This is a genomic window from Stenotrophomonas sp. 22LJNL06-5-1, from assembly GCF_056861455.1.
This window is the reverse complement of sequence record NZ_JBSPUE010000009.1, coordinates 104,883-130,139: the sequence shown is the minus strand read 5'-3', so window position 1 is coordinate 130,139 and position 25,257 is coordinate 104,883. Positions and strand designations below refer to the sequence as shown.

Annotated in this window: 29 protein-coding genes; 18 read left to right on the top strand and 11 right to left on the bottom strand. The window is 67.7% G+C overall.

Annotated features, from left to right (window positions below):
• Positions 1–47 precede the first annotated feature (47 nt).
• From AC13GF_RS18440 to rnfB, 9 genes are all read left to right on the top strand, one after another.
• Entirely contained in the window at positions 48–743 is a 696-nt protein-coding gene (locus tag AC13GF_RS18440; RefSeq protein ID WP_106468777.1) for a DUF502 domain-containing protein, read from the top strand.
• Complete coding sequence (locus AC13GF_RS18435) at positions 740–1,525, top strand: queuosine precursor transporter (protein WP_010482923.1); 786 nt, start codon at positions 740–742, stop codon at positions 1,523–1,525. The genes AC13GF_RS18440 and AC13GF_RS18435 overlap by 4 nt, the downstream gene beginning before the upstream one ends.
• A 94-nt stretch (positions 1,526–1,619) precedes the next feature.
• Complete coding sequence (locus AC13GF_RS18430) at positions 1,620–3,560, top strand: DUF885 domain-containing protein (RefSeq protein WP_483005573.1); 1,941 nt, start codon at positions 1,620–1,622, stop codon at positions 3,558–3,560.
• A gap of 16 nt (positions 3,561–3,576) precedes the next feature.
• Positions 3,577–4,647, top strand: a complete 1,071-nt coding sequence (locus tag AC13GF_RS18425; RefSeq protein ID WP_483005572.1) for a serine hydrolase domain-containing protein — start codon at positions 3,577–3,579, stop codon at positions 4,645–4,647.
• Positions 4,644–5,048 (top strand): SMU1112c/YaeR family gloxylase I-like metalloprotein, encoded by a 405-nt coding sequence (gene gloA2, locus AC13GF_RS18420; RefSeq protein ID WP_483005571.1) that lies wholly within the window; start codon positions 4,644–4,646, stop codon positions 5,046–5,048. Before AC13GF_RS18425 ends, gloA2 begins: the two co-directional genes overlap by 4 nt.
• A gap of 348 nt (positions 5,049–5,396) precedes the next feature.
• Complete coding sequence (locus tag AC13GF_RS18415) at positions 5,397–5,840, top strand: DUF2147 domain-containing protein (RefSeq protein WP_093999776.1); 444 nt, start codon at positions 5,397–5,399, stop codon at positions 5,838–5,840.
• A gap of 100 nt (positions 5,841–5,940) precedes the next feature.
• Entirely contained in the window at positions 5,941–8,022 is a 2,082-nt protein-coding gene (gene metG / locus AC13GF_RS18410; protein WP_483005570.1) for a methionine--tRNA ligase, read from the top strand.
• 78 nt (positions 8,023–8,100) lie between these two features.
• Positions 8,101–8,691, top strand: coding sequence for an HAD family hydrolase (locus AC13GF_RS18405; RefSeq protein ID WP_049463206.1), 591 nt, complete (start codon positions 8,101–8,103; stop codon positions 8,689–8,691).
• A 25-nt stretch (positions 8,692–8,716) separates the two neighbouring features.
• Positions 8,717–9,130 (top strand): Rnf electron transport complex subunit RnfB, encoded by a 414-nt coding sequence (rnfB, locus tag AC13GF_RS18400; protein WP_483005569.1) that lies wholly within the window; start codon positions 8,717–8,719, stop codon positions 9,128–9,130.
• Between the two features lie 151 nt (positions 9,131–9,281).
• Here rnfB and AC13GF_RS18395 read toward each other — a convergent pair whose 3' ends face one another.
• The gene (locus AC13GF_RS18395; protein ID WP_005410556.1) at positions 9,282–9,629 is read right to left on the bottom strand and encodes a RidA family protein; all 348 of its coding nucleotides are present in this window, start codon (positions 9,627–9,629) and stop codon (positions 9,282–9,284) included.
• Between the two features lie 192 nt (positions 9,630–9,821).
• On the opposite strand from AC13GF_RS18395, the gene mprF reads away from it, so the two are divergent.
• On the top strand, positions 9,822–12,386 hold the full coding sequence (gene mprF, locus AC13GF_RS18390; RefSeq protein WP_483005568.1) for a bifunctional lysylphosphatidylglycerol flippase/synthetase MprF: 2,565 nt from the start codon (positions 9,822–9,824) through the stop codon (positions 12,384–12,386).
• Between the two features lie 150 nt (positions 12,387–12,536).
• Here the strand turns inward: mprF and AC13GF_RS18385 are convergent, their stop codons facing one another.
• The 4 genes from AC13GF_RS18385 to AC13GF_RS18370 all read right to left on the bottom strand — a co-directional run bounded on the left by AC13GF_RS18385 (position 12,537) and on the right by AC13GF_RS18370 (position 15,402).
• On the bottom strand, positions 12,537–13,883 hold the full coding sequence (locus tag AC13GF_RS18385) for a virulence factor family protein (RefSeq protein WP_483005567.1): 1,347 nt from the start codon (positions 13,881–13,883) through the stop codon (positions 12,537–12,539).
• Positions 13,884–13,961: 78 nt separating this feature from the next.
• Positions 13,962–14,579: a DUF998 domain-containing protein gene (locus tag AC13GF_RS18380; protein WP_060381071.1), complete on the bottom strand. Its 618-nt coding sequence runs from the start codon at positions 14,577–14,579 to the stop codon at positions 13,962–13,964.
• On the bottom strand, positions 14,576–14,749 hold the full coding sequence (locus tag AC13GF_RS18375; protein ID WP_049398321.1) for an oxidoreductase-like domain-containing protein: 174 nt from the start codon (positions 14,747–14,749) through the stop codon (positions 14,576–14,578). Before AC13GF_RS18375 ends, AC13GF_RS18380 begins: the two co-directional genes overlap by 4 nt.
• A gap of 50 nt (positions 14,750–14,799) precedes the next feature.
• Positions 14,800–15,402: an HD domain-containing protein gene (locus AC13GF_RS18370; protein WP_483005566.1), complete on the bottom strand. Its 603-nt coding sequence runs from the start codon at positions 15,400–15,402 to the stop codon at positions 14,800–14,802.
• A 228-nt stretch (positions 15,403–15,630) separates the two neighbouring features.
• Here AC13GF_RS18370 and AC13GF_RS18365 point away from each other — a divergent pair, with 228 nt between their 5' ends.
• Complete coding sequence (locus AC13GF_RS18365) at positions 15,631–16,785, top strand: tetratricopeptide repeat protein (protein ID WP_483005565.1); 1,155 nt, start codon at positions 15,631–15,633, stop codon at positions 16,783–16,785.
• A 6-nt stretch (positions 16,786–16,791) separates the two neighbouring features.
• Here AC13GF_RS18365 and AC13GF_RS18360 read toward each other — a convergent pair whose 3' ends face one another.
• The gene (locus AC13GF_RS18360) at positions 16,792–17,127 is read right to left on the bottom strand and encodes a zinc ribbon domain-containing protein YjdM (protein WP_010482882.1); all 336 of its coding nucleotides are present in this window, start codon (positions 17,125–17,127) and stop codon (positions 16,792–16,794) included.
• Positions 17,128–17,308: 181 nt separating this feature from the next.
• Here AC13GF_RS18360 and AC13GF_RS18355 point away from each other — a divergent pair, with 181 nt between their 5' ends.
• The 3 genes from AC13GF_RS18355 (at position 17,309) to AC13GF_RS18345 (ending at position 19,387) form a co-directional block, all read left to right on the top strand.
• A complete protein-coding gene (locus AC13GF_RS18355) occupies positions 17,309–18,670 on the top strand; it encodes an Hsp70 family protein (protein WP_483005564.1) in 1,362 nt (453 codons plus the stop codon).
• 136 nt (positions 18,671–18,806) lie between these two features.
• Positions 18,807–19,193: a YkgJ family cysteine cluster protein gene (locus AC13GF_RS18350; RefSeq protein WP_012480951.1), complete on the top strand. Its 387-nt coding sequence runs from the start codon at positions 18,807–18,809 to the stop codon at positions 19,191–19,193.
• 11 nt (positions 19,194–19,204) lie between these two features.
• Entirely contained in the window at positions 19,205–19,387 is a 183-nt protein-coding gene (locus AC13GF_RS18345) for a hypothetical protein (RefSeq protein WP_005410566.1), read from the top strand.
• Positions 19,388–19,436: 49 nt separating this feature from the next.
• Here the strand turns inward: AC13GF_RS18345 and AC13GF_RS18340 are convergent, their stop codons facing one another.
• Genes AC13GF_RS18340 through AC13GF_RS18330 form a run of 3 tightly spaced genes read right to left on the bottom strand, consistent with a single transcriptional unit; the run spans position 19,437 to position 21,437 of the window.
• Positions 19,437–20,318, bottom strand: coding sequence for a DUF4097 family beta strand repeat-containing protein (locus tag AC13GF_RS18340; RefSeq protein WP_483005563.1), 882 nt, complete (start codon positions 20,316–20,318; stop codon positions 19,437–19,439).
• 10 nt (positions 20,319–20,328) lie between these two features.
• Positions 20,329–20,862, bottom strand: coding sequence for a hypothetical protein (locus tag AC13GF_RS18335; RefSeq protein ID WP_483005562.1), 534 nt, complete (start codon positions 20,860–20,862; stop codon positions 20,329–20,331).
• A complete protein-coding gene (locus tag AC13GF_RS18330) occupies positions 20,859–21,437 on the bottom strand; it encodes an RNA polymerase sigma factor (protein WP_241877422.1) in 579 nt (192 codons plus the stop codon). The genes AC13GF_RS18335 and AC13GF_RS18330 overlap by 4 nt, the downstream gene beginning before the upstream one ends.
• A gap of 126 nt (positions 21,438–21,563) precedes the next feature.
• Between AC13GF_RS18330 and AC13GF_RS18325 the strand changes: the two genes are divergently transcribed.
• Both AC13GF_RS18325 and AC13GF_RS18320 read left to right on the top strand, forming a co-directional pair.
• A complete protein-coding gene (locus tag AC13GF_RS18325; protein ID WP_043402757.1) occupies positions 21,564–21,743 on the top strand; it encodes a hypothetical protein in 180 nt (59 codons plus the stop codon).
• A 35-nt stretch (positions 21,744–21,778) separates the two neighbouring features.
• Entirely contained in the window at positions 21,779–22,372 is a 594-nt protein-coding gene (locus AC13GF_RS18320; protein ID WP_483005561.1) for a mechanosensitive ion channel domain-containing protein, read from the top strand.
• 579 nt (positions 22,373–22,951) lie between these two features.
• On the opposite strand, the gene AC13GF_RS18315 is transcribed toward AC13GF_RS18320, so the two are convergent.
• A complete protein-coding gene (locus AC13GF_RS18315) occupies positions 22,952–23,218 on the bottom strand; it encodes a DksA/TraR family C4-type zinc finger protein (RefSeq protein WP_032129365.1) in 267 nt (88 codons plus the stop codon).
• 170 nt (positions 23,219–23,388) lie between these two features.
• On the bottom strand, positions 23,389–23,946 hold the full coding sequence (locus tag AC13GF_RS18310; RefSeq protein WP_483005560.1) for a DUF2058 domain-containing protein: 558 nt from the start codon (positions 23,944–23,946) through the stop codon (positions 23,389–23,391).
• A gap of 62 nt (positions 23,947–24,008) precedes the next feature.
• On the opposite strand from AC13GF_RS18310, the gene AC13GF_RS18305 reads away from it, so the two are divergent.
• Both AC13GF_RS18305 and AC13GF_RS18300 read left to right on the top strand, forming a co-directional pair.
• Complete coding sequence (locus AC13GF_RS18305) at positions 24,009–24,509, top strand: M48 metallopeptidase family protein (protein WP_010482861.1); 501 nt, start codon at positions 24,009–24,011, stop codon at positions 24,507–24,509.
• A gap of 47 nt (positions 24,510–24,556) precedes the next feature.
• Positions 24,557–25,255 (top strand): RNA pseudouridine synthase, encoded by a 699-nt coding sequence (locus tag AC13GF_RS18300; RefSeq protein ID WP_119006602.1) that lies wholly within the window; start codon positions 24,557–24,559, stop codon positions 25,253–25,255.
• Positions 25,256–25,257: the final 2 nt, after the last annotated feature.

The window sequence follows — 25,257 nt, the reverse complement described above, 5'->3', positions numbered from 1 at the left end:
TCGATTCCCCAGCGTAATCGACCGGCCGTGACCGCTACAATGCGCGCATGTCGCTCGAAGCCCCCGCCCTGGTCCCCCGCCCCTCCCTGCAGCGCCTGTTCCTGACCGGCCTGCTGACCCTGCTGCCGATCTGGCTGACCTGGGTCGTGGTCAAGTTCGTGTTCGTGCTGCTGTCGGGCATTTCCAGCCCGCTGGTGGTACCGCTGTCCGAGCAGATCGCGACAAGCTTCCCGCACTACCTTGGCTGGGTCCGCGCCGAATGGATCCAGGACACCATCGCCCTGCTGGCCACCCTGCTGGTGATCCTGGCGGTGGGCGTGGCCAGCCGCCGCGTGCTCGGCCAGCGCCTGCTGCGCTGGGTGGGCGCGGTCATCAAGCGCATTCCGCTGGCCAGCATCATCTACGACAGCGCCAAGAAGCTGCTGGACATGCTGCAGACCGAACCGGGCAGCACCCAGCGCGTGGTACTGATCGACTTCCCGCACCGCGACATGAAATCGGTCGGTCTGGTCACCCGCGTGATCAAGGAGCACGGCACCGACCGTGAGCTGGCTGCGGTGTATGTACCGACCACGCCGAACCCGACCTCGGGCTACCTGGAAATCGTGCCGGTGGAACTGCTGACCCCGACTGACTGGACCGTCGACCAGGCCATGAGCTTCATCATTTCCGGTGGTGCCGTGGCGCCGTCCAGCGTGCCGTTCACCCGCGCCGGCGAACGCACCGGCGAACGCAGCGAATGACCCCGGCGCCGATCGAGCGCCCGCTGCAGGACCGCGCGGTCCTGCTGTTCATCGTGCTGGCCGCGTTCTTCTGCGGCAATGCGGTGCTGGCCGAGCTGATCGGGGTGAAGATCTTCGCGCTGGAAGACACCCTCGGCATCGCTCCGCTGAACTGGAACCTGTTCGGCCAGACCGGCTCGCTCAGCTTCACCGCCGGCACCCTGCTGTGGCCGGTGGTGTTCATCATGACCGACACCATCAACGAGTTTTTCGGCAAGCGCGGCGTGCGCTTCATCTCGTGGCTGGCGGTGGTGCTGATCGGCTACGGCTTCCTGTTCGCCTTCGCCGCCATTTCGCTGGCGCCGGCCAGCTGGTGGGTCACGTCGATGGATGGCCACGGTGTGCCCGATTACCAGGCCGCGTTCGCAGCCGTGTTCGGCCAGGGCATGTGGACCATCGCCGGTTCGCTGGTGGCCTTCCTGCTCGGCCAGCTGATCGACGTGGCAGTGTTCCATCGCATCCGCCAGGCCACCGGTGAGCGCCACGTGTGGCTGCGTGCGACCGGATCCACCGCGATCTCGCAGGTGGTGGACAGCTTCGTGGTGATCTGGATCGCCTTCGTGCTGGGCCCGCAACACTGGCCGACCTCGCTGTTCCTGGCGGTCAGCAGCGTCAACTACATCTACAAGATGGGCTTTGCGATCGCCCTGATTCCGTTGCTGTACCTGATGCGGCGTGCCATCACCCGCTATCTGGGCGCAGACAGGGCCGCCGCGCTGCGCGCCGCCGCTGCGGCTGACTGAAGCCCCAGCAGCAAAAAGCTGACTGCGCCTTCACGCTGGCCGTACGCGGCCGGATCGTGCAAGCTCCACGGTCTGTGTTCCACGGAAGCTCCTGATGCCGCATCCCACCCGCGCCCTGGCCGCCGCCATCGCCGCGTTGTTCCTGTTCAGCGCCGTGCCGTCGGCCGAAGCAGCGAAAAAGAAGGCCAGCCGCCCTGCCGCCGCGCAGACCCGCCAGGCCGCCAAGCCCAAGGCCCGGCCCGCCCGCGCCACCGCGCCGGCCCGCGGCAGTTCGGCGCGCCGCGCCACGCCGCGTCCGGTCGCACCGGCCCGCGCCGTACCCAAGCAGGTGCAGCTGGAGCGCCTGTACGACGAATACTGGGATGCCTCGATGCGGTTGAATCCGCTGCAGGCAACCTTCCAGGGCGAGGCCCGCTACAACGACCAGCTGCCCAACATCCTGTCCGCCGCATGGCGCCAGCAATCGCACGACTTCACCACCGAGTGGCTGGGCAAGGTCGAGAAACTCGGCAGCGACGGCCTGCAGGGCCAGGACCTGCTCAGCTACGAGATCTTCGTGCGCGATGCGCGCGCCTCGCTGGCCGCCGAGCGCTACCCTAGCTGGATGATGCCGATCAGCCAGTACTACAACGTCGGCAGCATCATGGCGATCCTCGGCGCCGGTGCCGGCGCACAGCCGTTCAACACCGTGCAGGACTACGACACCTGGTCGCGCCGCTCGCTGGGCATTCCCGAGCTGTTCGACCAGGCCATCGACAACATGCGCCAGGGCATGAAGGCAGGCGTGGTGCAGCCACGCGACCTGATGGAAAAGGTACTGCCGCAGCTGGATGCGGTGATCAAGCCGACCGCTGAAGAGAGCATCTTCTGGTCGCCGATCCGCACCATGCCCAACACCATCGCGGCCGAGGACAAGGCCCGCATCAGCGCCGAATACAAGCGCATGATCGAGCTGCGCATCATGCCGGCGTACCGCGCCCTGCGCGGTTTCATCGCCACCGAATACCTGCCCGCCTCGCGCACCAGCAGCGGCCTGGGCGCACTGCCCGATGGCCAGGCCTGGTACGCCAACCTGATCGTGCAGACCACCGCCAGCGACCAGACCGCCGCGCAGCTGCACGCGCTGGGCGAACAGCGCGTGCAGGAGCTGCAGGCGCAGATCGCCACCGTGATGAAGGATGCCAAGCTGCGCGGCACGCCGTCCAAGCTGTTGCGCAGCATGCGCAACGATCGCCAGTTCCAGTACGGTGACGCCAACGCATTGATCAACCGCTACCGCCAGGTGCAGCAGCAGGTCAACGCACGCCTGCCGCAGGTGCTCGATACCCCGCCCAAGTCCACGCTGGACGTGCGCGCGGTGGAACCGGAGCGTGCGCTGACCGCCGCGGCAGCGGCCTACCAGCCATCTGCGGCCGGGCAGCCGGGCGTGCTGTACGTGAACACCCGCGACCTGCCCAGCCGCAAGCGCTGGAACGTGCCGGTGCAGTACCTGCATGAAGCGATTCCCGGCCACCACGTGCAGCTGGGCCTGCAGCAGGAACTGGCCAAGCTGCCACGCTTCCGCCGCCTCGGTGGCGATCTCGCCTTCGTCGAAGGCTGGGGCCTGTATGCCGAAACGCTGGGTGAGAACCTGGGCATCTACACCGATCCCTACGACCGCATCGGCTACCTGTATTCGCGCCTGCTGCGCGCTGCCCGCGTGGTGGCCGACACCGGCGTGAACGCCCAGGGCTGGAGCAAGCAGCAGGCCGTGGCCTACCTGCAGAAGACCGTGGACATGAGCAGCGACGACGCCAACGCCGAAGTCGAGCGGATCATGGCCCAGCCCGGCCAGGCGCTGTCCAACGTGGCCGGCCTGACCACCATTGTCGCCCTGCGCGACAAGGCCAAGGCACGCCAGGGTACCGCCTTCGACCTGCGCCGCTTCCACGCCGAACTGCTGAAGGACGGCTCGATGCCGCTGGACGTGCTGGACCGCAAGATGGAGCGCTGGATGGCCCAGCCAGCCAGCGCCACGCCCGCCCCCTCTCCCTGAACCTTCCGGAGCCGCCATGCGCCCTGCCGTCGCCCTGTTCGCCGCCGTGCTGGGCCTGCTGCCTCTGGTGGGCGCCGCCGCACCGGTGCTGACCCCACCGGATGCGGGCATCGACGGCCTGATGCAGGCCTACGACGGCCAGGTGCCCGGCGCCGCAGTGCTGGTGCTGCATGACGGGCAACCGGTGTTTCGCCGTGGCTACGGCCTGGCGGTGGTGGAAGACGGCACCGCAGTCACCCCGGCCAGCAACTTCCGGCTGGCCTCGGTCAGCAAGCAGTTCACCGCCGCAGCGGTGCTGCTGCTGGTGGAGGACGGCCGGCTCGGGCTGGAGCAACCGGCCCGGCGCTGGCTGCCCGAGCTGCCACCGGCTGCAGCGACCATCACGATCCGCCAGCTGCTCTCGCATACCAGCGGCCTGCTCGACTACGAAGACCTGATGGACCCGGCTGACCCCCGGCAGGTGCATGACGCCGACGTACTGACCCTGCTGTCGCACCAGGACCGACTGAATTTCGCGCCCGGCACGCAGTACCGCTACAGCAACAGCGGCTATGCGCTGCTGGCACTGATCGTCGGCCGCGCGTCCGGAAAGGACTACGCGACCTTCCTGCAGGAGCGCATCTTTCGCCCGCTGGGCATGGCGCATACCGTGGCCCACCAGGACGGCGTGGACACGGTCGCCGCACGCGCCTATGGCTACAGCCGGATCGACGGCCGCTGGCAGCGCACCGACCAGAGCACCACAAGCGCCGTACTGGGAGACGGCGGCATCTATTCCTCGCTGGACGACCTGGCCCGCTGGGATGCGGCGCTGTACGACGACCGCCTGCTGTCGAAGGCCTCGCGCCGGTCGATGTTCAGCCCCGCCACATCGACACCCGAACCGGATGTACCGCACTACGGCTTCGGCTGGCGCCTGAATGGCCCGGTGCAATGGCACAGCGGCGAGAGCATCGGCTTCCGCAACGTGATCGTGCGCCACCCGGAGAAGCACCTGACCGTGATCGTGCTGACCAACCGCAACGACCCCGAACCCTATCCGCTGGCGCAGAAGATCGCCCAGCGTTGGCTGGACACCCTGCAATGACCGCCGATTCCGATGCCCTGCTGGGCATCCACCACGCCGCACTGATCTGCAGCGACTACGCACGCTCGAAGGACTTCTACGTGCGTATTCTCGGCCTGCGCGTGCTGGCCGAGAACCACCGTGCCGCGCGCGACTCCTGGAAGCTGGACCTGGCCCTGCCCGACGGCGGCCAGCTGGAACTGTTCTCCTTCCCCTCGCCGCCACCGCGCCCCAGCCGTCCGGAGGCCCAGGGTCTGCGCCACCTCGCGTTCCGCGTGGCTGCACTGGAACCCTTCATCCAGCGCCTGGCCGCGCATGGTGTCGCCTGCGAACCGATCCGCGTGGACGAGTACACCGGCCGACGCTTCACCTTCTTCGCCGACCCTGACGACCTGCCGCTGGAGTTGTACGAAGTCGGTTGACCCCGCATTCCCACGGTCCGTGTTGTCCACGCATGGCGTGGATCTACCGTGTCGACCAAGGTCGACACCTACCAACAGCCGCAGAAATCTGTCAGAGGTGGGGCGGTGTGGGTGGGCAGGACCGTTGGCGCCATGGATGGCGCCATCGAGCCCCCAGGGATGGGTTTACGGCGTGTCCTGCCCACCCACACCGCCCCGCCATCCCACGGAATCCCGCCGCTGCAGTTGCTGTTGCCTCTGCAGGTGCAGGGCGCAGCCCTGCAAAGCCCCCCTTCCCCATACCCCGCCGAATGGGTATACAGTCGACCCGTACCGGCACCCTGCCGGAATGAACCCTGGGAGGGGACCATGCGCAAGACCTTCAAGACCCTGCTGCTGGCACTGCCGCTGTGCCTGGCCGCCCTGTCGGCGCAGGCCGCCGACGGCGCCGCCGGCCGCTGGAAGACCATCGACGACAAGACCGGCAAGGTGAAGTCGATCGTCGAGATCAGCCAGGCCGCCAACGGCACGCTGACCGGCAAGGTGGTCGACATCCTGCACTCGGACAAGGGCCCGAACCCGGTCTGCGACGGCTGTGAAGGCGCCAACAGGAACAAGCCGGTGAAGGGCATGACCATCCTCTGGAACCTGAAGGCCGACGGCGCCAACAAGTGGTCCGGCGGTACCATCCTCGACCCGGCCAACGGCAAGACCTACAAGTCCAAGATGGAACTGCAGCCGGGCGGCACCAAGCTGGACGTGTCCGGCTGCATCGCCTTCATCTGCCGCGCGCAGACCTGGCAGCGCGAGTAAGCACCCGGCCCCGCTTCATCCCCGTGACCCGGCCCCGGCCGGGTCACGTCGTTGCGGGCATGCGATAATCTGCGGTTCCCCTCGGATCCACCCCGCGACCATGACCCGTACCGCGCTCGTCACCACCGCCCTGCCCTACGCCAACGGCCCGCTGCATCTGGGCCACCTGGTCGGCTACATCCAGGCTGACATCTGGGTGCGTGCGCGGCGAATGAGTGGCGGCAAGGCCTGGTTCGTCTGCGCCGACGACACCCACGGCACGCCGATCATGCTGGCCGCGGAAAAGGCCGGGGTCACCCCGGAAGCCTTCATCGCCAACATCCAGGCCAGCCACGAGCGTGACTTCGCCGCATTCGGCGTGGCCTTCGACCACTACGACTCGACCAATTCGGCGGCCAACAAGGCGTTGACCGAGCAGTTCTACCTGAAGCTGGAAGCGGCCGGCCACATCAGCCGCCGTTCGGTCGCGCAGTTCTACGACCCGGCCAAGGGCATGTTCCTGCCCGACCGCTACGTCAAGGGCATCTGCCCGAACTGCGGCAGCCCCGACCAGTACGGCGACAACTGCGAAGTCTGCGGCGCGACCTATGCACCGACCGACCTGAAGGAGCCGCGTTCGGTCATCTCCGGTGCCACGCCGGAAATGCGCGATTCGGAGCACTTCTTCTTCGAGGTGGGCCACTTCGACGCGTTCCTGCGCGAATGGCTGGCCGGCGATGTCGCCCTGCCGGGCGTGAAGGCCAAGCTGGGTGAGTGGCTCAATGCTGAAGGTGGCCTGCGCGCGTGGGACATCTCGCGCGATGCCCCGTACTTCGGCTTCCAGATTCCCGGCCAGCCGGGCAAGTACTTCTACGTCTGGCTGGACGCACCGATCGGCTACCTGTCCAGCTTCCAGACCCTGTGCGGCAAGATCGGCGAAGACTTCGAAGCGCACCTGCGCGCCGGCACCGCCACCGAGCTGCACCACTTCATCGGCAAGGACATCGTCAACTTCCACGGCCTGTTCTGGCCGGCGGTGCTGCACGGTACCGGCCACCGCGCGCCGACCCGCCTGCACGTCAACGGCTACCTGACCGTGGACGGTGCCAAGATGAGCAAGTCGCGCGGCACCTTCGTGATGGCGCGTACCTTCCTCGATGCCGGCCTGGAGCCGGAAGCGCTGCGCTACTACTACGCCGCCAAGTCCGGCGGTGGCGTCGACGATCTCGACCTGAACCTGGGTGACTTCATCGCCCGCGTCAATGCGGACCTGGTCGGCAAGTTCGTCAACCTGGCCAGCCGCTGCGCCGGCTTCATCAGCAAGCGCTTCGACGGCCAGCTGGCCGCGCAGCTGCCCGATGCGGCGCAGTACCAGCGCTTCGTCGATGGCCTGGCGCCGATCCGTGAAGCCTACGAACGCAACGACCCGGCCGCGGCGATCCGCCTGACCATGACCCTGGCCGACGAAGCCAACCGCTACATCGACGACGTCAAGCCGTGGGTCATCGCCAAGCAGGAAGGCGCCGACGTGCAGCTGCAGGCCGTATGCAGCCAGGGCCTGAACCTGTTCCGCGTGCTGGTCACCGCCCTGAAGCCGGTGCTGCCGGCCACCGCCGCGCAGGCCGAGGCCTTCCTGGCCGCGCCGGTGAACGACTGGACCGACCTGGTGCAGCCGCTGCTGAGCCACCGCATCACCGACTACACCCCGCTGTTTACCCGTATCGACCCGAAGAAGATTGACGCCATGATCGACGCCTCCAAGGACACCCTGCAGCCGGCCACCGTTGCCGCCCCCGCCGCCAAGACCGAAGCGGTCAAGCCGGCCGCACCGGCCCCGGCCAAGGACGAAGCCAAGGGCGCCGACGCTCCGGCCTACATCGGCATCGACGATTTCGCCAAGCTCGACCTGCGCATCGGCAAGGTGCTGGTGTGCGAGTTCGTGGAAGGTTCGGACAAGCTGCTGCGCTTCGAACTGGACGCCGGCGAACTGGGCAAGCGCCAGATCTTCTCCGGCATCCGTGGCAGCTACGGCGAGCCGGAAGCACTTGTTGGCCGCAGCGTGGTGTTCATCGCCAACCTGGCCCCGCGCAAGATGCGCTTCGGCCTGAGCGAAGGCATGATCCTGTCGGCCGGTTTCGACGGTGGCGCGCTGGCGTTGCTGGACGCCGACAGCGGCGCGCAGCCGGGCATGCCGGTCCGCTGATGCCTGCAGCGGGCGTGGCCTCGGCCGCGCCCGCCGGCAGCACCGGCCACCGGAGGCAACGCGATGGGAAGCAACGGAATGGAACTGGCGCTGTTCGACTTCGACCACACCGTGACCACCTGCGATACCTATGGCCGTTTCCTGCGCCGCGTGGCCACCGCCGAACAGCTGGCGCAGGCGTGGTGGAAGGTCGGCCCGTGGCTGGCCGCGTACAAGCTGAAGCTGATCTCGGCCGAACGCATCCGCGCGCGCGTCACCCGCCTGACGTTCAGCGACCGCCACAGCGATGACATCGCCACGCTGGCGGCCGGTTTCTCGCGTGAGTTCCTGCCCGACGTGGTGCGCCCGGAAATGCTGGAGCAGATCCGCTGGCACAAGGAACAGCAGCACACCGTGGTGATCGTGTCCGGCTCGCTGGATCTGTACCTGCGGCCATGGTGCGAGCAGCTGGGCCTGCAGCTGATCTGCAACCGGCTGGAAAGCCAGGACGGTCGTCTGACCGGCCGCTATGCCGGTGGCGACTGCGGCCCGCGCAAGGTCGAGCACATCCGTCGCCAGTTCGATCTGTCGCGCTACGTGCGCATCCATGCCTACGGCGACAGTTCCGAAGACAAGCCAATGCTGGCGCTGGCCCACGAGCGCTGGTTCCGTGGCAAACCCCTGAAATGACCCAAACGCGCAGCCTTCGCCACGCATGAGCCTGATCCCGCCCCTGACCGAACGCCTCGACCGCCTGCTGCCGCAGACCCAATGCGGGCAATGCGGCTACGACGGCTGCCGCCCGTACGCGCAGGCCATGGCGCGCGGCGAGGCAGGCGTGGACCACTGCCCGCCGGGCGGAGATGCCGGTGCGCGCGCGCTGGCGCAGGTGCTGGGCGTACCGGCAATTCCGTTCGATCGCTCGCGCGGCGAGCACAAGTCGGCTCAGGTGGCATTGATCGTGGAAGCCGACTGCATCGGCTGTACCAAATGCATCCAGGCCTGCCCGGTGGATGCCATCGTCGGCGGTGCCAAGTACATGCACACGGTGATCGCCGATCTGTGCACCGGCTGCGAGCTGTGCATCCCGCCGTGCCCGGTGGACTGCATCGAGCTGGCGCCAACGTAGCCACCGGACCAACCGGCAGTGGAGCGGCGGGGTAGAGTCGACTGTTAGTCGACTGCTCTTCGTTCCGGCGGCGCAAAACCCCGCGCTGCGCGCGATAGTCGACTAACAGTCGACTCTACCCTCCGCTGGTGGGACCTGACCTTGCCTGCCGTTACGGTACCGCCGCCGTCACCACGATCTCGACCTTCCAGTCGGCGTGGGCCAGCTTGGCCTCGACCGTGGCACGCGCCGGGGTCGCACCTTCAACCACCCACTCGTCCCACGCCTTGTTCATGCCGTCGAAGTCGGCCATGTCGGCCAGGAACACTTCGGCGCGCAGCACGTGCTGGCGGTCACTGGCGACCAGCGCCAGCAGCTTGTCGATCTCCGCCAGCACCTGCCGGGTCTGGCCGGTGATGTCCTGGCTGGTGTCTTCCGGAATCTGGCCGGAGAGGTAGGCGACCTTGTTGTATACGGTCATTTCGGACATGCGCGGTCCGACGTCGTAACGCTCCATCATGGGCGTGGCTCCTGCGGTTGATCAGGCCTGCATTGTCCTCCAAACCGGTCGACGGTGGGTGCACGGGCACCCTCCGCGACACGTCACTACCTGGCTCCGGCGGTCCCACTGGTCAAATGACGATGACAGGCGCACGATGCGCCACGCCCGCGTTGACACCGCCCTCGCCCCTCCTGCCGCACCCTTGCGCCGATGACCGCCCCCGTCGATTCCACCACTGCCTCTTCCACGCCAACCTGGAAGCGGGTTGCCACCATCGTCATCCCGCTGCTGATCCTCGCCCTGGCCCTGCACGGCCTGGCCAATGAGTTCGACGAGCACGGCTATCGCGCCATCCGCCAGGCATTCCGGCAGCTCAGCGGCACGCAGATCGCGCTCACCGTGGTACTCGGCCTGGCCAGTTACGCCTGCCTGATCGGCTTCGATGCCATCGGCCTGCGGCGCAGCGGCATCCGCGTGCACCCCGCGCGCGTCGGCATCACCGCGTTCCTTGCGCACACGCTGGGCCAGACCGTGGGCTTTGCCGCGTTGACCGGCGGCGCGGTGCGCCTGCGTGGCTACCGCAGCGCCGGCCTGGACCTGGCGCAGATCGGCCAGGTGGTGCTGATGAGCACGCTCGGTTTCGTATTCGGTGCATGGTTGTTGATCAGCGTGGCGCTCTGCATGGAACCGGCGGCAGCGGCCTTGGCCTTGCCGTTGAATCCCAATGCAGTGCGCGTGGTCGGTATCGTCGCCCTGCTCGCCTATCTCGGCACCGTGCTGCTGGTCGGCCGCGAAGGACGTCAGTTCAGTGTATTCGGCCATGCCTTGTGGCTGCCCGACCGCCGCACCATGATCGGTGTCACCGTACTCAGCGTCATCGAACTGGTGCTGGCCAGTGCGGCGTTCTACGTGCTGCTGCCGGACTCCACGCCCACCGGCCTGCCGGGCTTCGTCGGCCTCTACCTGGTGGCAGTGCTGGCTGGCCTGGTCTCCACCGTGCCCGCTGGCCTGGGTGTGTTCGAGTGGAGCCTGCTGAAGCTGTTGCCGCAGGTGGCACCGGCAGCGGTGCTGGCGGCGGCGCTGATCTACCGCGTCACCTACTACGTGCTGCCGCTGGTGCTGGCCACCCTGCTCGCCCTTGCGCCCGCGCTGCGTCAGCCGCTGCAGGCCAGCGCAGGGGCAACCCGTGCCGGCTGGAACGCGCTGCGCCCGTGGCTGCCGCAGATCATCGCGCTGGCGGTGTTCAGCATCGGCGCCGCGCTGGTCATCGACGGCACACTGCCGACGCCGCGCCGTCACCTGGTGAACGCCTCGCTGCCGATCCTGGAAACCTCACACCTGATCGGCAGCCTCAGTGGCGTTGCCCTGCTGCTGATCGGCCAGGGCCTGGCCCGGCGCAGCCACGCCGCATGGATGCTGGCAATGGCCGTGTGCGTGATCACCCCGCTGCCGCTGTGGCTGCGTGGTGGCCAACTGTTGATCGCGGTCTCGGCAGTGCTGGTGGCGATGGCACTGTGGGCAGCACGTCGCGAGTTCTACCGCCAGGGGGCGCTGCTGGACGAAGCCTGGTCGTGGCCGTGGCTGCGCAACCTCGGCCTGGTGCTGGTCGCGGCCACCTGGCTGCTGTTCTTCACCTACAGCCATGTCGAGTACCAGAACGAGCTGTGGTGGCAGTTCGCGGTGTCCGGCAACGCACCACGCGCGCTGCGTGCATTGCTGGTGGTGGCGATCGCGCTGGTGATGTTCGGCCTGGCGCGGTTGCTACACAGTACGCGCAGCCCGCTGCCAGCCGCCGACGAGGCCACGCTGCAATCACTGGCGCCGGTATTGGCCGGTGCCACCGATACCCAGGCCTGCCTGGTACTGACCGCCGACAAGGCGGTGCTGCGCGATGATGCGAAACAGGGCTTCGTGATGATGCAGCGCTACGGCGGTTCGCTGATCGCGATGGGCGATCCGGTCGGCCCGCCTGACGTGGCGCGCGCACTGATCTGGCGCTTCCGCGAGGAAGCCGACCGGCTGGGCCTGCGCCCGGTGTTCTATCAGGTGGGCGAGACCTACTGGCAGACCTACCTCGACCTGGGCCTGGGCCTGGTCAAGCTGGGCGAGGAAGCGATGGTGCCGCTGCATGATTTCGGGCTGGAAGGCCGCGAACGCGCCGATCTGCGCCAGGCCTGGAACCGCGGCAAGCGCGGCGGCCTGTCCTTCCGCGTGGCACCGGTGGAGGAAATTCCCAGCCTGCTGCCACGCCTGCACGCCATTTCCAATGCATGGCTGGAAGACAAGGCCGGCGATGAGAAGGGCTTCTCGCTGGGCAGCTACGACCCGGATTACCTGGCGCGCTTTCCGGTAGCGCTGGTCGAGGCCGAAGGCCAGATCGTGGCGTTCGCCAACCTGTGGCAGGCACCGGCCGGCGCCGAGCTGTCGGTCGACCTGATGCGCCACGTCAACGAAGCACCGAAGGGCACGATGGACTTCCTCTTCATCGAACTGTTCCTGTGGGGCCGCGCGCAGGGCTATGCGCGTTTCTCGCTGGGCATGGCACCGTTGTCCGGGCTGGCACAGCATCGGCTGGCCGGCCGCTGGAACCGCCTGGCCGGCCTGCTGGCGCGGCATGGCGAACGCTTCTACGGGTTCAGTGGCCTGCGCCGTTTCAAGTCGAAGTTCGATCCGCAGTGGCGGCCACGCTATCTCGCCGCGCCCGGCGGCATGCATCTGCCGGCCGCGCTGCTGGATGCCACGCGCCTGATCTCACTGGATCCGCGGCGCAATTGACGCCCCATACCGCCGGGCATGCCCGGCACCACCTGCCGCCCGGTAGGTGTCGACCTTGGTCGACACGTCGGCGACAGCGGTCAGGCGTGGCCCGGAATTACCGCGGCACGTTCTGGTGGGTGCGAACCGTTGGTTCGCACTCTCTCCGCTTCACGCCCCGCCCTTGAGGATCACCTCGGCCAAGCGATCATAGTCACCCCCGAAATGGTGATCGCCCGGCAGCTTCACGTTCCTCACGCCGTCATTGGCCGGCAGGTCCGGGCACAGTGCGTCCTCATCCTTGTCGCCGTACACGCACAGCGTTTTTCCTGCCGGCAGCCTGGCCACTTCCGGCGCGATCGGCAGGCCGTCGCCGCCACCGCCCAGCCAGTTGCTGACATGGAATTCGAAGTCGGCTTTCCTGCCCACCGACAGCAACACGATGCGCTCCAGCGCCTCGCGGGTACCGGCGTCGAGCTGGTTGATCGTGGCCGGCAGCACGTCGGCACCCTGCGAGAAACCGATCAGCATCACCTTGTCGCGGTGCCATTGCTGACGGTAGTGGTCGATGATCTTCTGCAGATCGCCGGCAAAGCCCTTGGGCGTGCGCTCGCTCCAGAAGTAGCGCAGCGAATCGATGCCGATGACCGCCACGCCATGCTCGTTGAGTGACGACGCCACGTTCTTGTCCAGGCCAGCCCAGCCACCGTCGCCGGAGACGAACACCGCCAGCGTATCGCCGTTGCCGGTCGCCGGCATTTCCACCACCGGCAGGCCCTTCAGTGCAGCAGGCGGGGGGGCCAGGCTGACGCCGGCCTGCGCGCCGATCACCCGTGCCGCAGCCACCAGGCCCGGTGACGCATCGCCGCGCGCAGTGCGCTTGAACTCGCGAGCCATGGCGACCTGCTGCACGAACTGGTTGGCCTGGCCCACCTTGCAGCCGTGATCACCTGCCGCACTCAACCACGGAAAATTCAGTTCGGCCGGCTGCAGCCTGTTGTGCTTCACACCATCGCCGCAGACCATGCGCTGGTGGTTGTGGTCGGGGCAGAAGCCAGTAGTCAGTACACCGGCGAACACCTGGGTATCGGCCTGCGCTGCCAGCGAATAGGCCATCTCGGCACCTTCGCCATCACCGCCGACCAGCGGCAGGTGGTAACCGGGCAGATGCAGCGAGGCCTGCAGCCAACGTGAGAAATTCTCGACGTCACCGGAACCGAACGAACAGGTCGGGTCCCCCTCGCGCTTGAGCACACCGCGCAGGTGCGCAATGTCCACTGCCGCGACCAGCGCGCCATCGGCACGCAGGGCCTCGATCGGCAGGCGGCTGGTGTCACCGCCGGCCGTGGGTTCGTGGAACCAGATCACCACCCGTTGCGGCGTGCCGGCCGGCATGTGCACGGGAATCTGCTCGAACCGCCCATGGCTGAACTGCTGAGGGGTCACCGCCGCCGTCGCCGGCAGCGCGGCCAGCGCCAGTACCACACTCATTGCCCTGCCCAGCCCTGCACGCTTCATATCGCATCCCCGATGGAATGCGCACACGATACGCCGCCGCCGCGTGCACGGCACGTACCGGCGCAGGCCGTTGGGGATTCAGTGGGCTACGGCCCGACGGCTGCGCCGGTACAGGGCCATCGCCAGATACAGCAGCCAGCCAACGATCACCGCGATCACCACTTTCTGTCCCAGCCCACGCGGTGGTCCACCACGCCACAGCACGTGCAGCCACAGCAGCACGAAGGCCAGCCATGCCCAGCCCCAGAGCAGGCCCGCGGCGGACTGCCAACCCGGTTCGCGGCGCAGGTACCAGGCCTGCAGCAGCATGCCGACGCTGGCACACAGGAACGCCGTGTTGGCTGCCAGCCCATGGATGAACGGTGCCAGCAGCGGTGTCGCTTCAGGCAGCCAGCTGTCGCCGATCGCCACCGTCGCCAGGCCCAGCGCGGAAACCGTGAACAACAGCGGTGCGGCCGCACTGCGCCGCGGGCCGATGCTGCCGCGATACAGCGCAATGCCAAGCGCCGCAATGGCCAGCGCCAGCAGGCAGTAGGCTGCGCGCAATGCCAGCCCCCACGGCCCGTGCAGGTACAGGCTCAAGGTCGCCCGCACCCAGTCCAGATCACTGCGCGCGACCTGGGTCCACAGCGCGGTGGCCACGAACAGCAGCAGCGCCACCAGTGCCAGCACCGCCGCCGGACGCGCACGACTCATGGTGCGGCCTCTGGATGCCGCGTCTTCCACTCGGCCAGCGCCTTGCGGTAGCGCTGCAGCTCATCGGAATACAGGTCCAGCACGCACAGCGGGCAACCACTGCCGCAGCATTCGTTGGGACCGGGCTCTTCCGGTGGCAGCGGGCGGGGATCGGGATCAGGGACGGACACGGTCGGAAACGACAATCATTGGAAACAGGCCACCAGTGTACCGGGCCGGCTCAACCACCCAGTTGGCGGCGCAGGTTGTCACGGGCAGCCGCGTCCAGGCGCTGGTGGAAGAACTCGCTGAGGAAGATCCGCGGCGCGCGCAGCAGGCCCTGCAGGAACCGTCGGCGGCCGGCACGGTACAGAAAGCCCGGCACCACGCCCTTGTACTCTTCGGCCACGCCACGGTCATAGGCGGCGAACACCGGCTCCGGTGCGGCCAGGATCGCCATGTCGCAGTCCAGGAACAGCGCCGCCTCGGCATCCACATCCTCCGGACCAAGCGCGCCATGACGGGCGGTCAGCAGGATCAACTGTTCGACGCGTGCGGCATCCACCGCGGCCAGCTCTGGCGCCTGTGCGATCGCCTGCAGGGCCAGCTGCGCCGAACGCGCCTCGTTGTCCTTGCGCCCCGCCTGGTAGATCGCGTCGTGATAGAGCACGGCCAGATAGATCTCGGCCGGCTGCTTCCAGCCGGGGCCGTCGGCGACCTCCTGGCAGTGCTGCAGCACCGCGCGCACATGGCCGAAGTGGTGGTAGGCCCGTGGCGGCGTTGCATAGCTGTCCTGCAGCGCCTGCCACTGCGCCGGGGCAAGCGTCAGCGGTGAGAAGTCCATGCCCGGATCATCCCGCCTGCGCCGGCGCCGGGCAAGCTGGCGGTTTTTTCACCACGCAATCACAACGCTTGCCGGGCGGGGCCCGGAGCCAGTTGTCCACAGCTTTGTCGAGCGCTGGTCCACATCGGTTGTGGATGAACGCGGCGCCGACCAACGGTCGCTGCAGCCGGACATCCATGGGAATACACTCGCCACAGGCGGGAGCGCCCGCCGCTTCCGGGAACCGTCATGTACCGTTCTGCCGCCCATTGCCTCACTCTTTCGCTGCTGGCCTTCTGTGCTCCTGCCTTCGGCGCAGGCCAGGCACCGCCGCCCGATGTGGTGACGACCCCGACCATCACCGTGTCGGCCGCACGCGTGCCGCCCCCGGAAGAAGTGTTCGCCATTCCCGCGGACCTGCGTGCGATGCTCCAGAAGCAGGTGATCCAGCGCAGCTACTCCCGCGACCAGCGGCTGCAGGCGCTCGTGGAGATGATCTTCGACCAGCACGGGCTGGACCTGCAGTACGACGCCAATGCGACCTACTCCGTCAGCGATATCTGGCAGCACCGCCGCGCCAACTGCCTTGCCTTCACCCTGCTGTTCGTGACGCTTGCGCGGGAGGCTGGCATCCAGGCCCGCGTGCAGGAAGTGGGGCAGGTGGTGTCCTGGTACCAGGACCAGGACGCAGGCGTGGTCTACAGCGTCGGCCACGTCAACGCCGGTGTCGACGTCGGCGGGCGTTTCGGTACCGTCGATCTGGATCGCAATGTGCTCTATGACCGCCGCGGGCCGGTTCCCGTCAGCCGTGCGCGGGCATTGGCGCACTTCTACAACAACCGGGGTGCGGAACGCCTCGCCGACGGTGACTTCGTCGGCGCCCGTGCATTCTTCGAGGCGTCCCTGGCCCAGGACAGCGGGTTCGCTCCGGTGTGGAACAACCTCGGCGTGCTCGACCACCGCGAAGGCAACAACGAGGCGGCGCGGCAGGCGCTGGACCGATCGCTGCAGCTGGACGGCCGCCAGGATGCCGCACTGACCAATGCCTCCGCGCTGTTCCGCAGCCTGGGCATGACCGCGCAGGCGCAGTCACTTGAGCGCCGGTTGAAGTCGGTGCAGCGCGAAGACCCGTTCGCGCAGTACATGTTCGGCGCCAAGGCCGAACGCGCCGGCCAGCTGGACCTGGCGATCCGCTATTACCGGCAGGCCGTACGCCTGTATGACACCGCGCATCAGTTCCACTTCGGGCTGGCGCGGGTCTATTTCCTGGCCGGCCAGCTCAAGCGCGCCGATCGCGAACTGCTGCGTGCGCAGGAACTGGGGGGCGCGCCGGAGCAGGCACGCTACCAGGCCAAGCTGGACAGCCTGGCCCGCTGGCGCGCGCAGCAGCAGGCCAAGCGCTGAAGGCGATCAGGCCTTCTTGAGGAAGCAGGTCTTCAGGACCAGGCCCTTGATCTTGTCCGAGTTGCCTTCGATGTGCTCGGCATCATCCTCGACCAGGCGGATGTTGCGGATCACGGTGCCCTGCTTGAGCGGGATCGAGGAGCCCTTGACCTTCAGGTCCTTGATCACGGTGACGGTGTCGCCGGCCTGCAGGGTATTGCCGTTGCTGTCACGCACGACCAGGGTGGAACCGGCGCTTTCCTCGGCGGTCCATTCGAAACCGCAGTCGGCGCAGATCCACAGCGCACCATCGGCGTAGGTGTTTTCCAGGGTGCACTGCGGGCAGGCGGGGGCAGAAGACATCAGCAAGTACCTCAAAGTGAATCAACAGCCACCATTGTAACCGGCTGGCTTCCCTGCCCCTTTTCCGGGCGGGCTCCGGGCTGCCCACTGGACCCGAACCAGAACAGCACGCCCCGGGAACTTGCAGTCGGCGCCGAACTGCAGCAGAGTGCGCGGCCCCTGATCGCCCCCGGAACTCCCCATGCGCCTCGGCATCGACTTCGGTACCAGCAACTCCGCCGCCGCCATCGTGCATGAGGGGACACTGCTGCCGATCCGCTTCGGTGACGCCGAACAGTTCCGCACCAGCGTGTACTTCCCCGGCGTGGTGCCCGACCCGGATGACTTCCAGCTCGACGACGGCCAGGAACACCAGCTGCAGCAGATGATCGACAGCGCTGCGCGCGCGGCCCGTGCCGCCGGCCAGGAACGCACGCCGCAGGCGCTGCGCCGCGAAGCCCTGCGCGCACTGCGCCGGGAATGGATGGAAGCCCGCGCCGGCAAGGAACGCAGCGCCAGCGACCTGCTGCAGAACGCGGTCTACGGCGACGATGCACTGGAAGCCTACTTCGAGGAACACGAGGGCAACCTGGTGCAGAGCCCGAAGTCGATGCTCGGCTACAACCTGCACCCGCGCGCGAAGCAGACCATCACCGGCATCGCCGCACACATCCTCGAGCACATCCGCCTGACTGCCAGCGCCCAGCTCGGCCAGCCGCTGCGTGCCGCCCTGCTCGGGCGCCCGGTGCAGTTCCGCAGCTCGATCGGCGCGGCCGGCAACGACCAGGCGCTGGACATCCTGCGCGAAGCCGCCACCCAGGCTGGTTTCGACCAGATCGACTTCCTCGAGGAACCGGCCGCGGCGGCCATGCATTACCACGCCGAAAGCCACGAGCGGCACCAGGCGGTGATCGTCGACATCGGTGGCGGTACCACCGACATCGCGCATGCCGAAGTCGGCGGCGACGACGCCCCGCGTATCCACCGCGCGTGGGGTATCGCCCGCGGCGGTACCGACATCGACCTGGCGCTGAGCCTGTCCAGCTACATGCCGCTGTTCGGCCGCGGCATCACCCGCGTGCCCGCCCATCACTATGTGGAAGCAGCCACCGTGCAGGACATGACGCGCCAGCGTGACTTCCGCCAGCACAAATACGATCACGTCGACGACCCGTGGGGCGCGCGCCTGCAGGCCCTGCAGGACACCGGCAATACCGCCCGCCTGTACCGCGATGTCGAACGCGCCAAGATCGCCCTCAGCGCCACCAGCGAGCACCGCAGCACGCTGGACTACATCGCCCGCGACCTGCATGCCGACAGCAGCGCCGATGGCCTGGCCGCCGCCGCCCACGGCTACCTGGAGCAGATCCGGGAACTGCTTGCCCAGGTCCGCAGCGACATCGGGGGCGACCCGGATGCGGTGTTCCTGACCGGCGGCATGTCCCGTGCCGGCTACCTGCGCCAGGCCGTGGCCGAGGCCTTCCCGGGGGCCCGCATGGTCCACGGCGAGCCCTCGCTGGGCGTCGTCCAGGGCCTGGCATTGGCGGCAGCCAGCCAGGATTAACAAAACGTTACGCGGTCTAAGTTACTCTTGGTCGGCTAGAACCCCGCTGCACCTTCCACCGGCCACGCCGGTGTGTGTCCACGGTGCAGCCTGGCCCGCCCTGCGGGCCTAGCGGCCATGCCTTCCTGGCTCGTTCATGGTCCGCGCAGCACCTGAGCCGCCATCGAGACCCGCTTTGGGCACCCGCCAGGCCCCTGTGGCCTTACAACCTGACGCAGCACCTGCACCCATCGACTGCCGCCGTTGTGACGCGGTCTGTTGCCGGCTGCCCGTGCTGCTGCAGCCCGGCGACCACGTGCCTGGCCAGTTTCTGTCACGCGACACCCACGGCCGTGCCGTGATGGCGCGCAACGAGGAAGGCTGGTGCGCGGCGATCGATCCCTATCACCTGCGCTGCACGATCTATTCGCAGCGCCCGGCGATCTGCCGCCAGTTTTCGATGGGCGGCGATGACTGCCGCCGCGAGCGGCAGGACTACCTGCGCCAGGCCGACGCCTGGGCGCTTTCCTCCCCTTCCACCTGACAGGAGCAACCATGCCCCGCAAGGCAAAGACCCCCGCGAAGGCCAGCAACAGCATCCGCAGCGAACGCAAGGGCGCGGCCGCCAGCACCGTGGTCAGCAGCGATTCGATCGCTTCGGACCTGGCAGCGTTCCGCAAGGCCGGTGGCAAGATCGAAGTCCTCGGCACCACCTGGGCGCTGAAGAAAGCCAGCTGACCCAGCACCGACCGCGGCGGCGCTGCCGCCGCGGCCTGCCGGACCGCGCTCAGCGATCCAGGCTTACCCGAACACTGCCCGAATGCGACTGGATGCGGATGTCACCGTCGCCACTGCCCAACCGCGTATCAAGATGGCTGCCGGGGCCGTAGCGCGGCCGCTCCACCTGCCCGGCATCGCTGTTGATCGACCCGCTGAAGCTGTTCACCGACAGCTGTGCCGACACCGTGCGTGGCAGGCTCAGCGTAACCGAGGCACTGACCGATTCGACATTGATGCGGCCACCGGGTGCCAGTCCGGCTGCTGCCAGATCGATGCTGCCCGAGACGGTCTCCACCGCCAGCCGCTGCACGCGCCCGGCGTCCACCTCGACCCGGCCGGACACCGTCTGCGCACCGATATCACCGGACACCCCGCCGCCGGCCTCGATGCGGCCACTGACCGTGTTCACGTCCAGCCTGGGCGTCTGCAGGCGTGCGCTGACTCTGCCACTGACCGTGTTGAGCTTGCTGTCGCCACTGCGGCCCGCCGCGCTCAGGCTGCCGCTGACCGTGTCGGCCTGCAGCCGTCGCACATCGATACCACTGATGTCCTGGCTGGCGCTGACCGTGCTCAGCAGCAGCTCCACCGATCGCGGCACGTTCAGCACCAGCGTTGCACCGCCGTTGTTGCTGCGGCGCGGATATTCGATCTCCCAGCGCACACGGTTGGCGCTTTTTTCCTGACGCAACTGCAGGCCGTCGCTGAGCGTGCCGGTGAGCTGCACGTCGTTGCGGTCCCAGCCACGCACGGTCACCTTGCCGGCCACGTTGCTCAGCTCGATGCGACCGCCCGCAGCCAAGGTGTGGCGCTCGTCGATGCGGGTGTCGGCCAGCGCCACGGCAGGGGCCAGCAGCAGCGCGACACAGCAGGAAATCAGGGTTCGGGTCATGGGGGTCTCCTCAGGTCGTCAAGCCGGACTCGGCGGCATAGGCCGCCTGCCGGGTCAGTTCCAGCCGCAGCGCATAGGTGCGCTTGAGCTGGCCAAGCAGGTGCGGCGCACGCGGGTCCTGCGCCAAGGCGGCACGGATCTGCGCCGCGCTTTCATCCAGTTCGTGCAGGGCCGGCTGCCATTCCGGCGCCCGTCCATCGGGCAGCGAAGCGACGGCCTGCTGATACTGCTCGGTCATCGCCGCCGCCTGAAGCTGCAGCGCTGAAGGTACCGGAACCTCTGGCTGCGCATGGCGCCACGGCGCCACGGCGTAGACCGCCAGGCTGGCCGCCAACGCCGCACCCACCGGCAACCACCAACGCCGACGCGAACCGATCGGCAGGGCCACCACGTTGTCGCGCGGCGCAGGTGCCGCCTGCGGTTCACGCAGCGGCAGCTGGGCCGACAGGCGTGCCCAGCCATCGGTGGGTACGTCGCGCTCGCTTGGCAGCGCGCGCAGCCGTGCCAGCAGATCGTGGTCGGAATCGTGGTCGTGTGTATTCATGTCATGTCTCCCAGCCGTGCGCGCAACAGGCCGCGCGCACGATGCAACTGTGCTTTGGAACTGCCGACGGCCATCTGCAGCTGTTCGGCGATTTCCTGGTGTTTCCAGCCTTCGATGTCGTGCAGTACCAGTACCGCACGTGCCCGTGGTGGCAGCGTCGACAGCGCCCGTTCGAGGTCGCGTTCGGTGCCGGCACAGCGGTCGTGTACCGCCAGTTCCTGCAACCCTCCGTCCACTTCGTCGAGACTGTCATGGTCCTGCCCGGCAGCACGCCCGCGCAGCTCCATCAGTGCCGCGTTGACGCCCAGCCGGTGCAGCCAGGTTGACAGGCTGCTCTCGAAACGGAACCCCGGCAGCGACTTCCACGCCTGCAGGAACGCTTCCTGCAGCGCATCCTCGGCGCGCGCCTGCTGGCCTCCACACAGCCGCCACAGCACAGCGAATACCCGGGGCGCGTGGCGCCGGTACAGCAGTTCATAGGCAGCGGTGTCGCCGGCCGCCGCCGCCCTCACCAGGGCGGGTTCGTCGACGGCGTCGTTGGCGGCAGGCAGCGCGGGCATGGTGGTGTCGAGCATATCGCTTGGATGCGGTGACCCGGAAAAAGGTTTAGAGCCCATCCCCGATCAATGCCATGCAACCTTTTTGATGGCTGCTGCATCCATGGAAGGTCCTTCGCAAAATTGCCGTCCAGGAGTCCTGCCATGTCCAGCCCATCCTGCGCCGCCCTGCTGGTGATCACCGCCTGCGTCCTGCTGCAGGCGCTGGGCCTGTCACTGCAGCTACGCCCCGACAACGGCCGCGCCTGCCTGCAGCAGCACCGCCAGGAGCTGGTGTGCCTGGCCTGGACCCCGGCGGTCGAATCCCCCGCACGCGCCGGGTAACATCGGGGGCCGTTCCCGCCACCTGTTTTCGCCCCATGATGTTGTCGCTGAAGGATCACCTGCCCGCCTGGACCCACCCGTGGTTGAACTACGCCGGCGTCGCCCTGCAGATCGTACTGGTGCTGCTGGTCGCGTGGCTCCTGCGCCTGCTCGCCCGTCGCCTGATCCGCCGCTTCGCCGAGCACTACACGCTGCCGCCTGAAATGGTGATGGGTGCACGCCGGATAACCAGTTTCGTGGTCTATTTCAGTGCCCTGCTGTACATCCTCAGCCTGCTCGGCGCGAAGCCGTCGGTGCTGTGGACCGCCTTCACCGGCTTCGCCGCCGTGGGTGCAGTGGCCTTCTTCGCGGCGTGGAGCGTGCTGTCCAACATCTTCTGCACGCTGCTGATCTTCACCACCCGCCCGTTTCGCCTGCACGACTACATCGAGGTGCTTGAGAACGGCGAGAAGCCGGGCCTGAAGGGCCGGGTAATCGACGTGAACCTGATCTACACCACGCTGCAGGAGACCGGCGACGGCCACGAGGGCACGGTGCTGCAGCTGCCGAACAACCTGTTCTTCCAGCGCACGGTGCGGCGCTGGCGCGACCCGGCACAGGCCCCCGGCGGCATCCAGGGCGACGGCTGAGGGGGTTTTCCTTTGCAGGGCTGCGCCCTGCACCTGCCGAATCAACGTCAACCGCCAGAGCAACAGCAAAAGCCAGCATTTCGTGGGTTGGCGGGGTGGGTCCGGTTGAGGGGGACGCTGCAAGTACGTCCATGTAAGCTCGGTCGCCGCATCCATGCGGCTCACGCCCCCTCAACCGGACCCACCCCGCCTTCGACAGATTTCCGCGATCTGTCGGGACGGCGTTCTGCCCTGGTGGGTGTCGACCTTGGTCGACACAGTAGAGCCACGCCATGCGTGGATGATTCATTCGATGTCTGACAGAAAAATCGTGTCGACCAAGGTCGACACCTACCAACAGCCGCGCATTCAAACAGCCGCCATCACCAACAGCCGCGTGAACCCGTCGAAGGCGGGGCGGTGTCGGAGTGCGGGGTGTCAGCCGCATGGATGCGGCTGCCAAGCCTACAAGGAGGTACTTGCGGCGTCCCCGCACTCCGACACCGCCCCGCCACCCCACGGAATGCCCGCTTTTGCTGTGGCTGTTGCCTTGGCTTGAAGGCTTCGGCGGGTGCAGGGCGCAGCCCTGCCGAACACCCCTCACCTCAACTGGCTGTCCTTGCTGCCACGCCGGTTGTAGCCGGCATGCGCCTGCGCTTCGTCGTCATGCGCCTGCTGGCACGCCACACACAGACGTACACCAGGCACGGCCTGGCGCCGCGCCAACGGAATCGGCGCGTCGCATTCCTCACAATGTTCCAGACCCGGGCCCTCGCGCAGCTGGCGCCGCGCGCGGGCAATCGCATCGTCGACGGTGGCGTCGATCTGGTCCTGGACCGCGCCGTCTCCCGCCCAACCGGTGGCCATGGCCATCCTCCGCAGGTGTGTCGCCTGATATGGGGACGATACACCCGCGCACAAAGGAGCAGACCTGTGTTGAGCCGAGCCATGCCCGGCTGATCTTCAGCAATCTGAGCAGAACGTGGAGGACTTCAATCAGGTCGATCGCGACTTAATCCCCTCCGTCCCCTTTTTGCTTACCAGACCAGGTCGTCGGGCACCTGGAACTGCGCGTAGTAGGCGTCGTCCTCGGCGTTGCCGGTGGATATCTCGGCGGTCGAGCCCGGCTGGCCGTGGTCGACGATGATCGCTTCCGGGGCGCGCTCACGCACCTTCTCGGCAGCAGCACGTGGCAGCAGCGCGTAACCGTCGCCGTGGGCAACGATGACCAGTACGCCCACCGACAGCGCCTTGCGCAGCTTGGGGTCGATCAGCAGGGTGCGGATCGCCGCGCCATCGCTGAAGCGGTACTCGTCATCGCCCTTGTGGGGCACGGCATGGGCCGCGATGATCTGCCGGGCCTGTGCCTTCTGTTCAGCCAGCTTGGCCTGGGCATTGCGCTCGGCGGCCAGCGCGCGGTCGCGCTCGACCTTCTCGGCGCGGGCCCGTTCAGCCTCGCGCTGGACGTCGGCCGAGGTCGATTCGGCCTTGCCCTGGCGGGCCTTGGCCTGCGCGCTGGCGGCAGCGCTGGCCTGCGACTTCTTGGCCAGGCCGGCCTTGAGCAATTGTTCCTGCAGCGCGTTGGGCTTTGCCATGGTCGATGCGTACCGCGTGTAATCTTGGATGCCCCATTCTACCGACGCCCCGCCGCCCCTGCATGGCAGTCCTGAAGTACCTCACCGGTTATCCCGAACCCCTGGTTGCCCAGGTCAGCGACCTGCTGGCGCAGGGCAAGCTCGGCCCCTGGCTGCAGCAGCGCTACCCCGACCCGCACGAAGTACGCAGCGACCGCCAGCTGTACGACTACACCCAGGACCTGAAGGACCGCTACCTGCGCAAGTCGGTGCCGCTCAACAAGGTCTGCTACGACAACACGCTGGAAGTGATCAAGCACGCGCTGGGCACCCATACCGCCATCTCCCGCGTCCACGGCGGCCGCCTCAAGGCCAGCCGTGAGATCCGCATCGCCACCGTGTTCCGCCAGGCACCGGCAGCGTTCCTGCGCATGATCGTGGTGCATGAGCTGGCCCACCTGAAGGAAGCCGACCACAACAAGGCCTTCTACCAGCTGTGCCAGCACATGGAGCCGGATTACCTGCAGCTGGAATTCGATACCCGCCTGTACCTGACCGAGCTGGCCAACCGCGGCCAGCGCTGACCGGCCGCAGCAGCTACACTGCGCGCCCCCTGCCTGACCTTTCCGCCATGGAACCGATCCGTCTCGACAAACGCCTGTCCGCCCTGCTCGGCATCCCGCGCGGCGAAGCGCGACGCTACATCGAAGGCGGCTGGGTCACGGTCAATGGCGAGGTGGTCGAACAGCCGCAGCGTCCGGTCGATGACAGCGCGGTGATCGTCGTGGCCGAGCAGGCCAGCGATGAAAAGGCCGAGCGCGTCAGCATGCTGTTGCACAAGCCAGCCGGCGTTGCCGCTGAGACCCTGTGTGCGCTGGTCAGCAGTGACAGCCGCAGCGAACTTGATGCCAGCGACATCCGTCCGCTGCAGCGCCATTTCCACGGCCTGCAGCTGGCCGCCTCGCTTCCGGCCAGCGACAGCGGCCTGGTGGTGGTCAGCCAGGATCCGGCCACGCTGGCCCATCTGCAGCGCAATCTGGGCCGCACCGAACAGGAATACCTGATCGAAGTAGCCGAAGGCGGTCCGGAGCGCGGCCCGTGGCTGATGGCCCGGCTGCAGCAGGAATCGGGCGGCGCCAAGGTCAGCTGGCAGAGCGAGCAACGTCTGCGCTTTGCTGGCAAGGGACTGACCGCCAAGGGCCTGCGCGTGGCGGTGACGGCTGCCGGCCTGCAGGTGACGGCCGTGCGTCGGCTGCGTATTGGCCGCGTGGCATTGGGGCCGCTGCCGCCTGCGCAGTGGCGTTACCTGGGCAGCGACGAGCGGTTCTGACC

Excerpts from the sequence above, each read along its gene's own strand:
- AC13GF_RS18440 (WP_106468777.1), top strand. The coding sequence starts at position 48 with ATGTCGCTCGAAGCCCCCGCCCTGGTCCCCCGCCCCTCCCTGCAGCGC.
- AC13GF_RS18435 (WP_010482923.1), top strand. The coding sequence starts at position 740 with ATGACCCCGGCGCCGATCGAGCGCCCGCTGCAGGACCGCGCGGTCCTG.
- AC13GF_RS18430 (WP_483005573.1), top strand. The coding sequence starts at position 1,620 with ATGCCGCATCCCACCCGCGCCCTGGCCGCCGCCATCGCCGCGTTGTTC.
- AC13GF_RS18425 (WP_483005572.1), top strand. The coding sequence starts at position 3,577 with ATGCGCCCTGCCGTCGCCCTGTTCGCCGCCGTGCTGGGCCTGCTGCCT.
- gloA2 (WP_483005571.1), top strand. The coding sequence starts at position 4,644 with ATGACCGCCGATTCCGATGCCCTGCTGGGCATCCACCACGCCGCACTG.
- AC13GF_RS18415 (WP_093999776.1), top strand. The coding sequence starts at position 5,397 with ATGCGCAAGACCTTCAAGACCCTGCTGCTGGCACTGCCGCTGTGCCTG.
- metG (WP_483005570.1), top strand. The coding sequence starts at position 5,941 with ATGACCCGTACCGCGCTCGTCACCACCGCCCTGCCCTACGCCAACGGC.
- AC13GF_RS18405 (WP_049463206.1), top strand. The coding sequence starts at position 8,101 with ATGGAACTGGCGCTGTTCGACTTCGACCACACCGTGACCACCTGCGAT.
- rnfB (WP_483005569.1), top strand. The coding sequence starts at position 8,717 with ATGAGCCTGATCCCGCCCCTGACCGAACGCCTCGACCGCCTGCTGCCG.
- AC13GF_RS18395 (WP_005410556.1), bottom strand. The coding sequence starts at position 9,629 with ATGATGGAGCGTTACGACGTCGGACCGCGCATGTCCGAAATGACCGTA.
- mprF (WP_483005568.1), top strand. The coding sequence starts at position 9,822 with ATGACCGCCCCCGTCGATTCCACCACTGCCTCTTCCACGCCAACCTGG.
- AC13GF_RS18385 (WP_483005567.1), bottom strand. The coding sequence starts at position 13,883 with ATGAAGCGTGCAGGGCTGGGCAGGGCAATGAGTGTGGTACTGGCGCTG.
- AC13GF_RS18380 (WP_060381071.1), bottom strand. The coding sequence starts at position 14,579 with ATGAGTCGTGCGCGTCCGGCGGCGGTGCTGGCACTGGTGGCGCTGCTG.
- AC13GF_RS18370 (WP_483005566.1), bottom strand. The coding sequence starts at position 15,402 with ATGGACTTCTCACCGCTGACGCTTGCCCCGGCGCAGTGGCAGGCGCTG.
- AC13GF_RS18365 (WP_483005565.1), top strand. The coding sequence starts at position 15,631 with ATGTACCGTTCTGCCGCCCATTGCCTCACTCTTTCGCTGCTGGCCTTC.
- AC13GF_RS18360 (WP_010482882.1), bottom strand. The coding sequence starts at position 17,127 with ATGTCTTCTGCCCCCGCCTGCCCGCAGTGCACCCTGGAAAACACCTAC.
- AC13GF_RS18355 (WP_483005564.1), top strand. The coding sequence starts at position 17,309 with ATGCGCCTCGGCATCGACTTCGGTACCAGCAACTCCGCCGCCGCCATC.
- AC13GF_RS18350 (WP_012480951.1), top strand. The coding sequence starts at position 18,807 with ATGGTCCGCGCAGCACCTGAGCCGCCATCGAGACCCGCTTTGGGCACC.
- AC13GF_RS18345 (WP_005410566.1), top strand. The coding sequence starts at position 19,205 with ATGCCCCGCAAGGCAAAGACCCCCGCGAAGGCCAGCAACAGCATCCGC.
- AC13GF_RS18340 (WP_483005563.1), bottom strand. The coding sequence starts at position 20,318 with ATGACCCGAACCCTGATTTCCTGCTGTGTCGCGCTGCTGCTGGCCCCT.
- AC13GF_RS18335 (WP_483005562.1), bottom strand. The coding sequence starts at position 20,862 with ATGAATACACACGACCACGATTCCGACCACGATCTGCTGGCACGGCTG.
- AC13GF_RS18330 (WP_241877422.1), bottom strand. The coding sequence starts at position 21,437 with ATGCTCGACACCACCATGCCCGCGCTGCCTGCCGCCAACGACGCCGTC.
- AC13GF_RS18325 (WP_043402757.1), top strand. The coding sequence starts at position 21,564 with ATGTCCAGCCCATCCTGCGCCGCCCTGCTGGTGATCACCGCCTGCGTC.
- AC13GF_RS18320 (WP_483005561.1), top strand. The coding sequence starts at position 21,779 with ATGATGTTGTCGCTGAAGGATCACCTGCCCGCCTGGACCCACCCGTGG.
- AC13GF_RS18315 (WP_032129365.1), bottom strand. The coding sequence starts at position 23,218 with ATGGCCACCGGTTGGGCGGGAGACGGCGCGGTCCAGGACCAGATCGAC.
- AC13GF_RS18310 (WP_483005560.1), bottom strand. The coding sequence starts at position 23,946 with ATGGCAAAGCCCAACGCGCTGCAGGAACAATTGCTCAAGGCCGGCCTG.
- AC13GF_RS18305 (WP_010482861.1), top strand. The coding sequence starts at position 24,009 with ATGGCAGTCCTGAAGTACCTCACCGGTTATCCCGAACCCCTGGTTGCC.
- AC13GF_RS18300 (WP_119006602.1), top strand. The coding sequence starts at position 24,557 with ATGGAACCGATCCGTCTCGACAAACGCCTGTCCGCCCTGCTCGGCATC.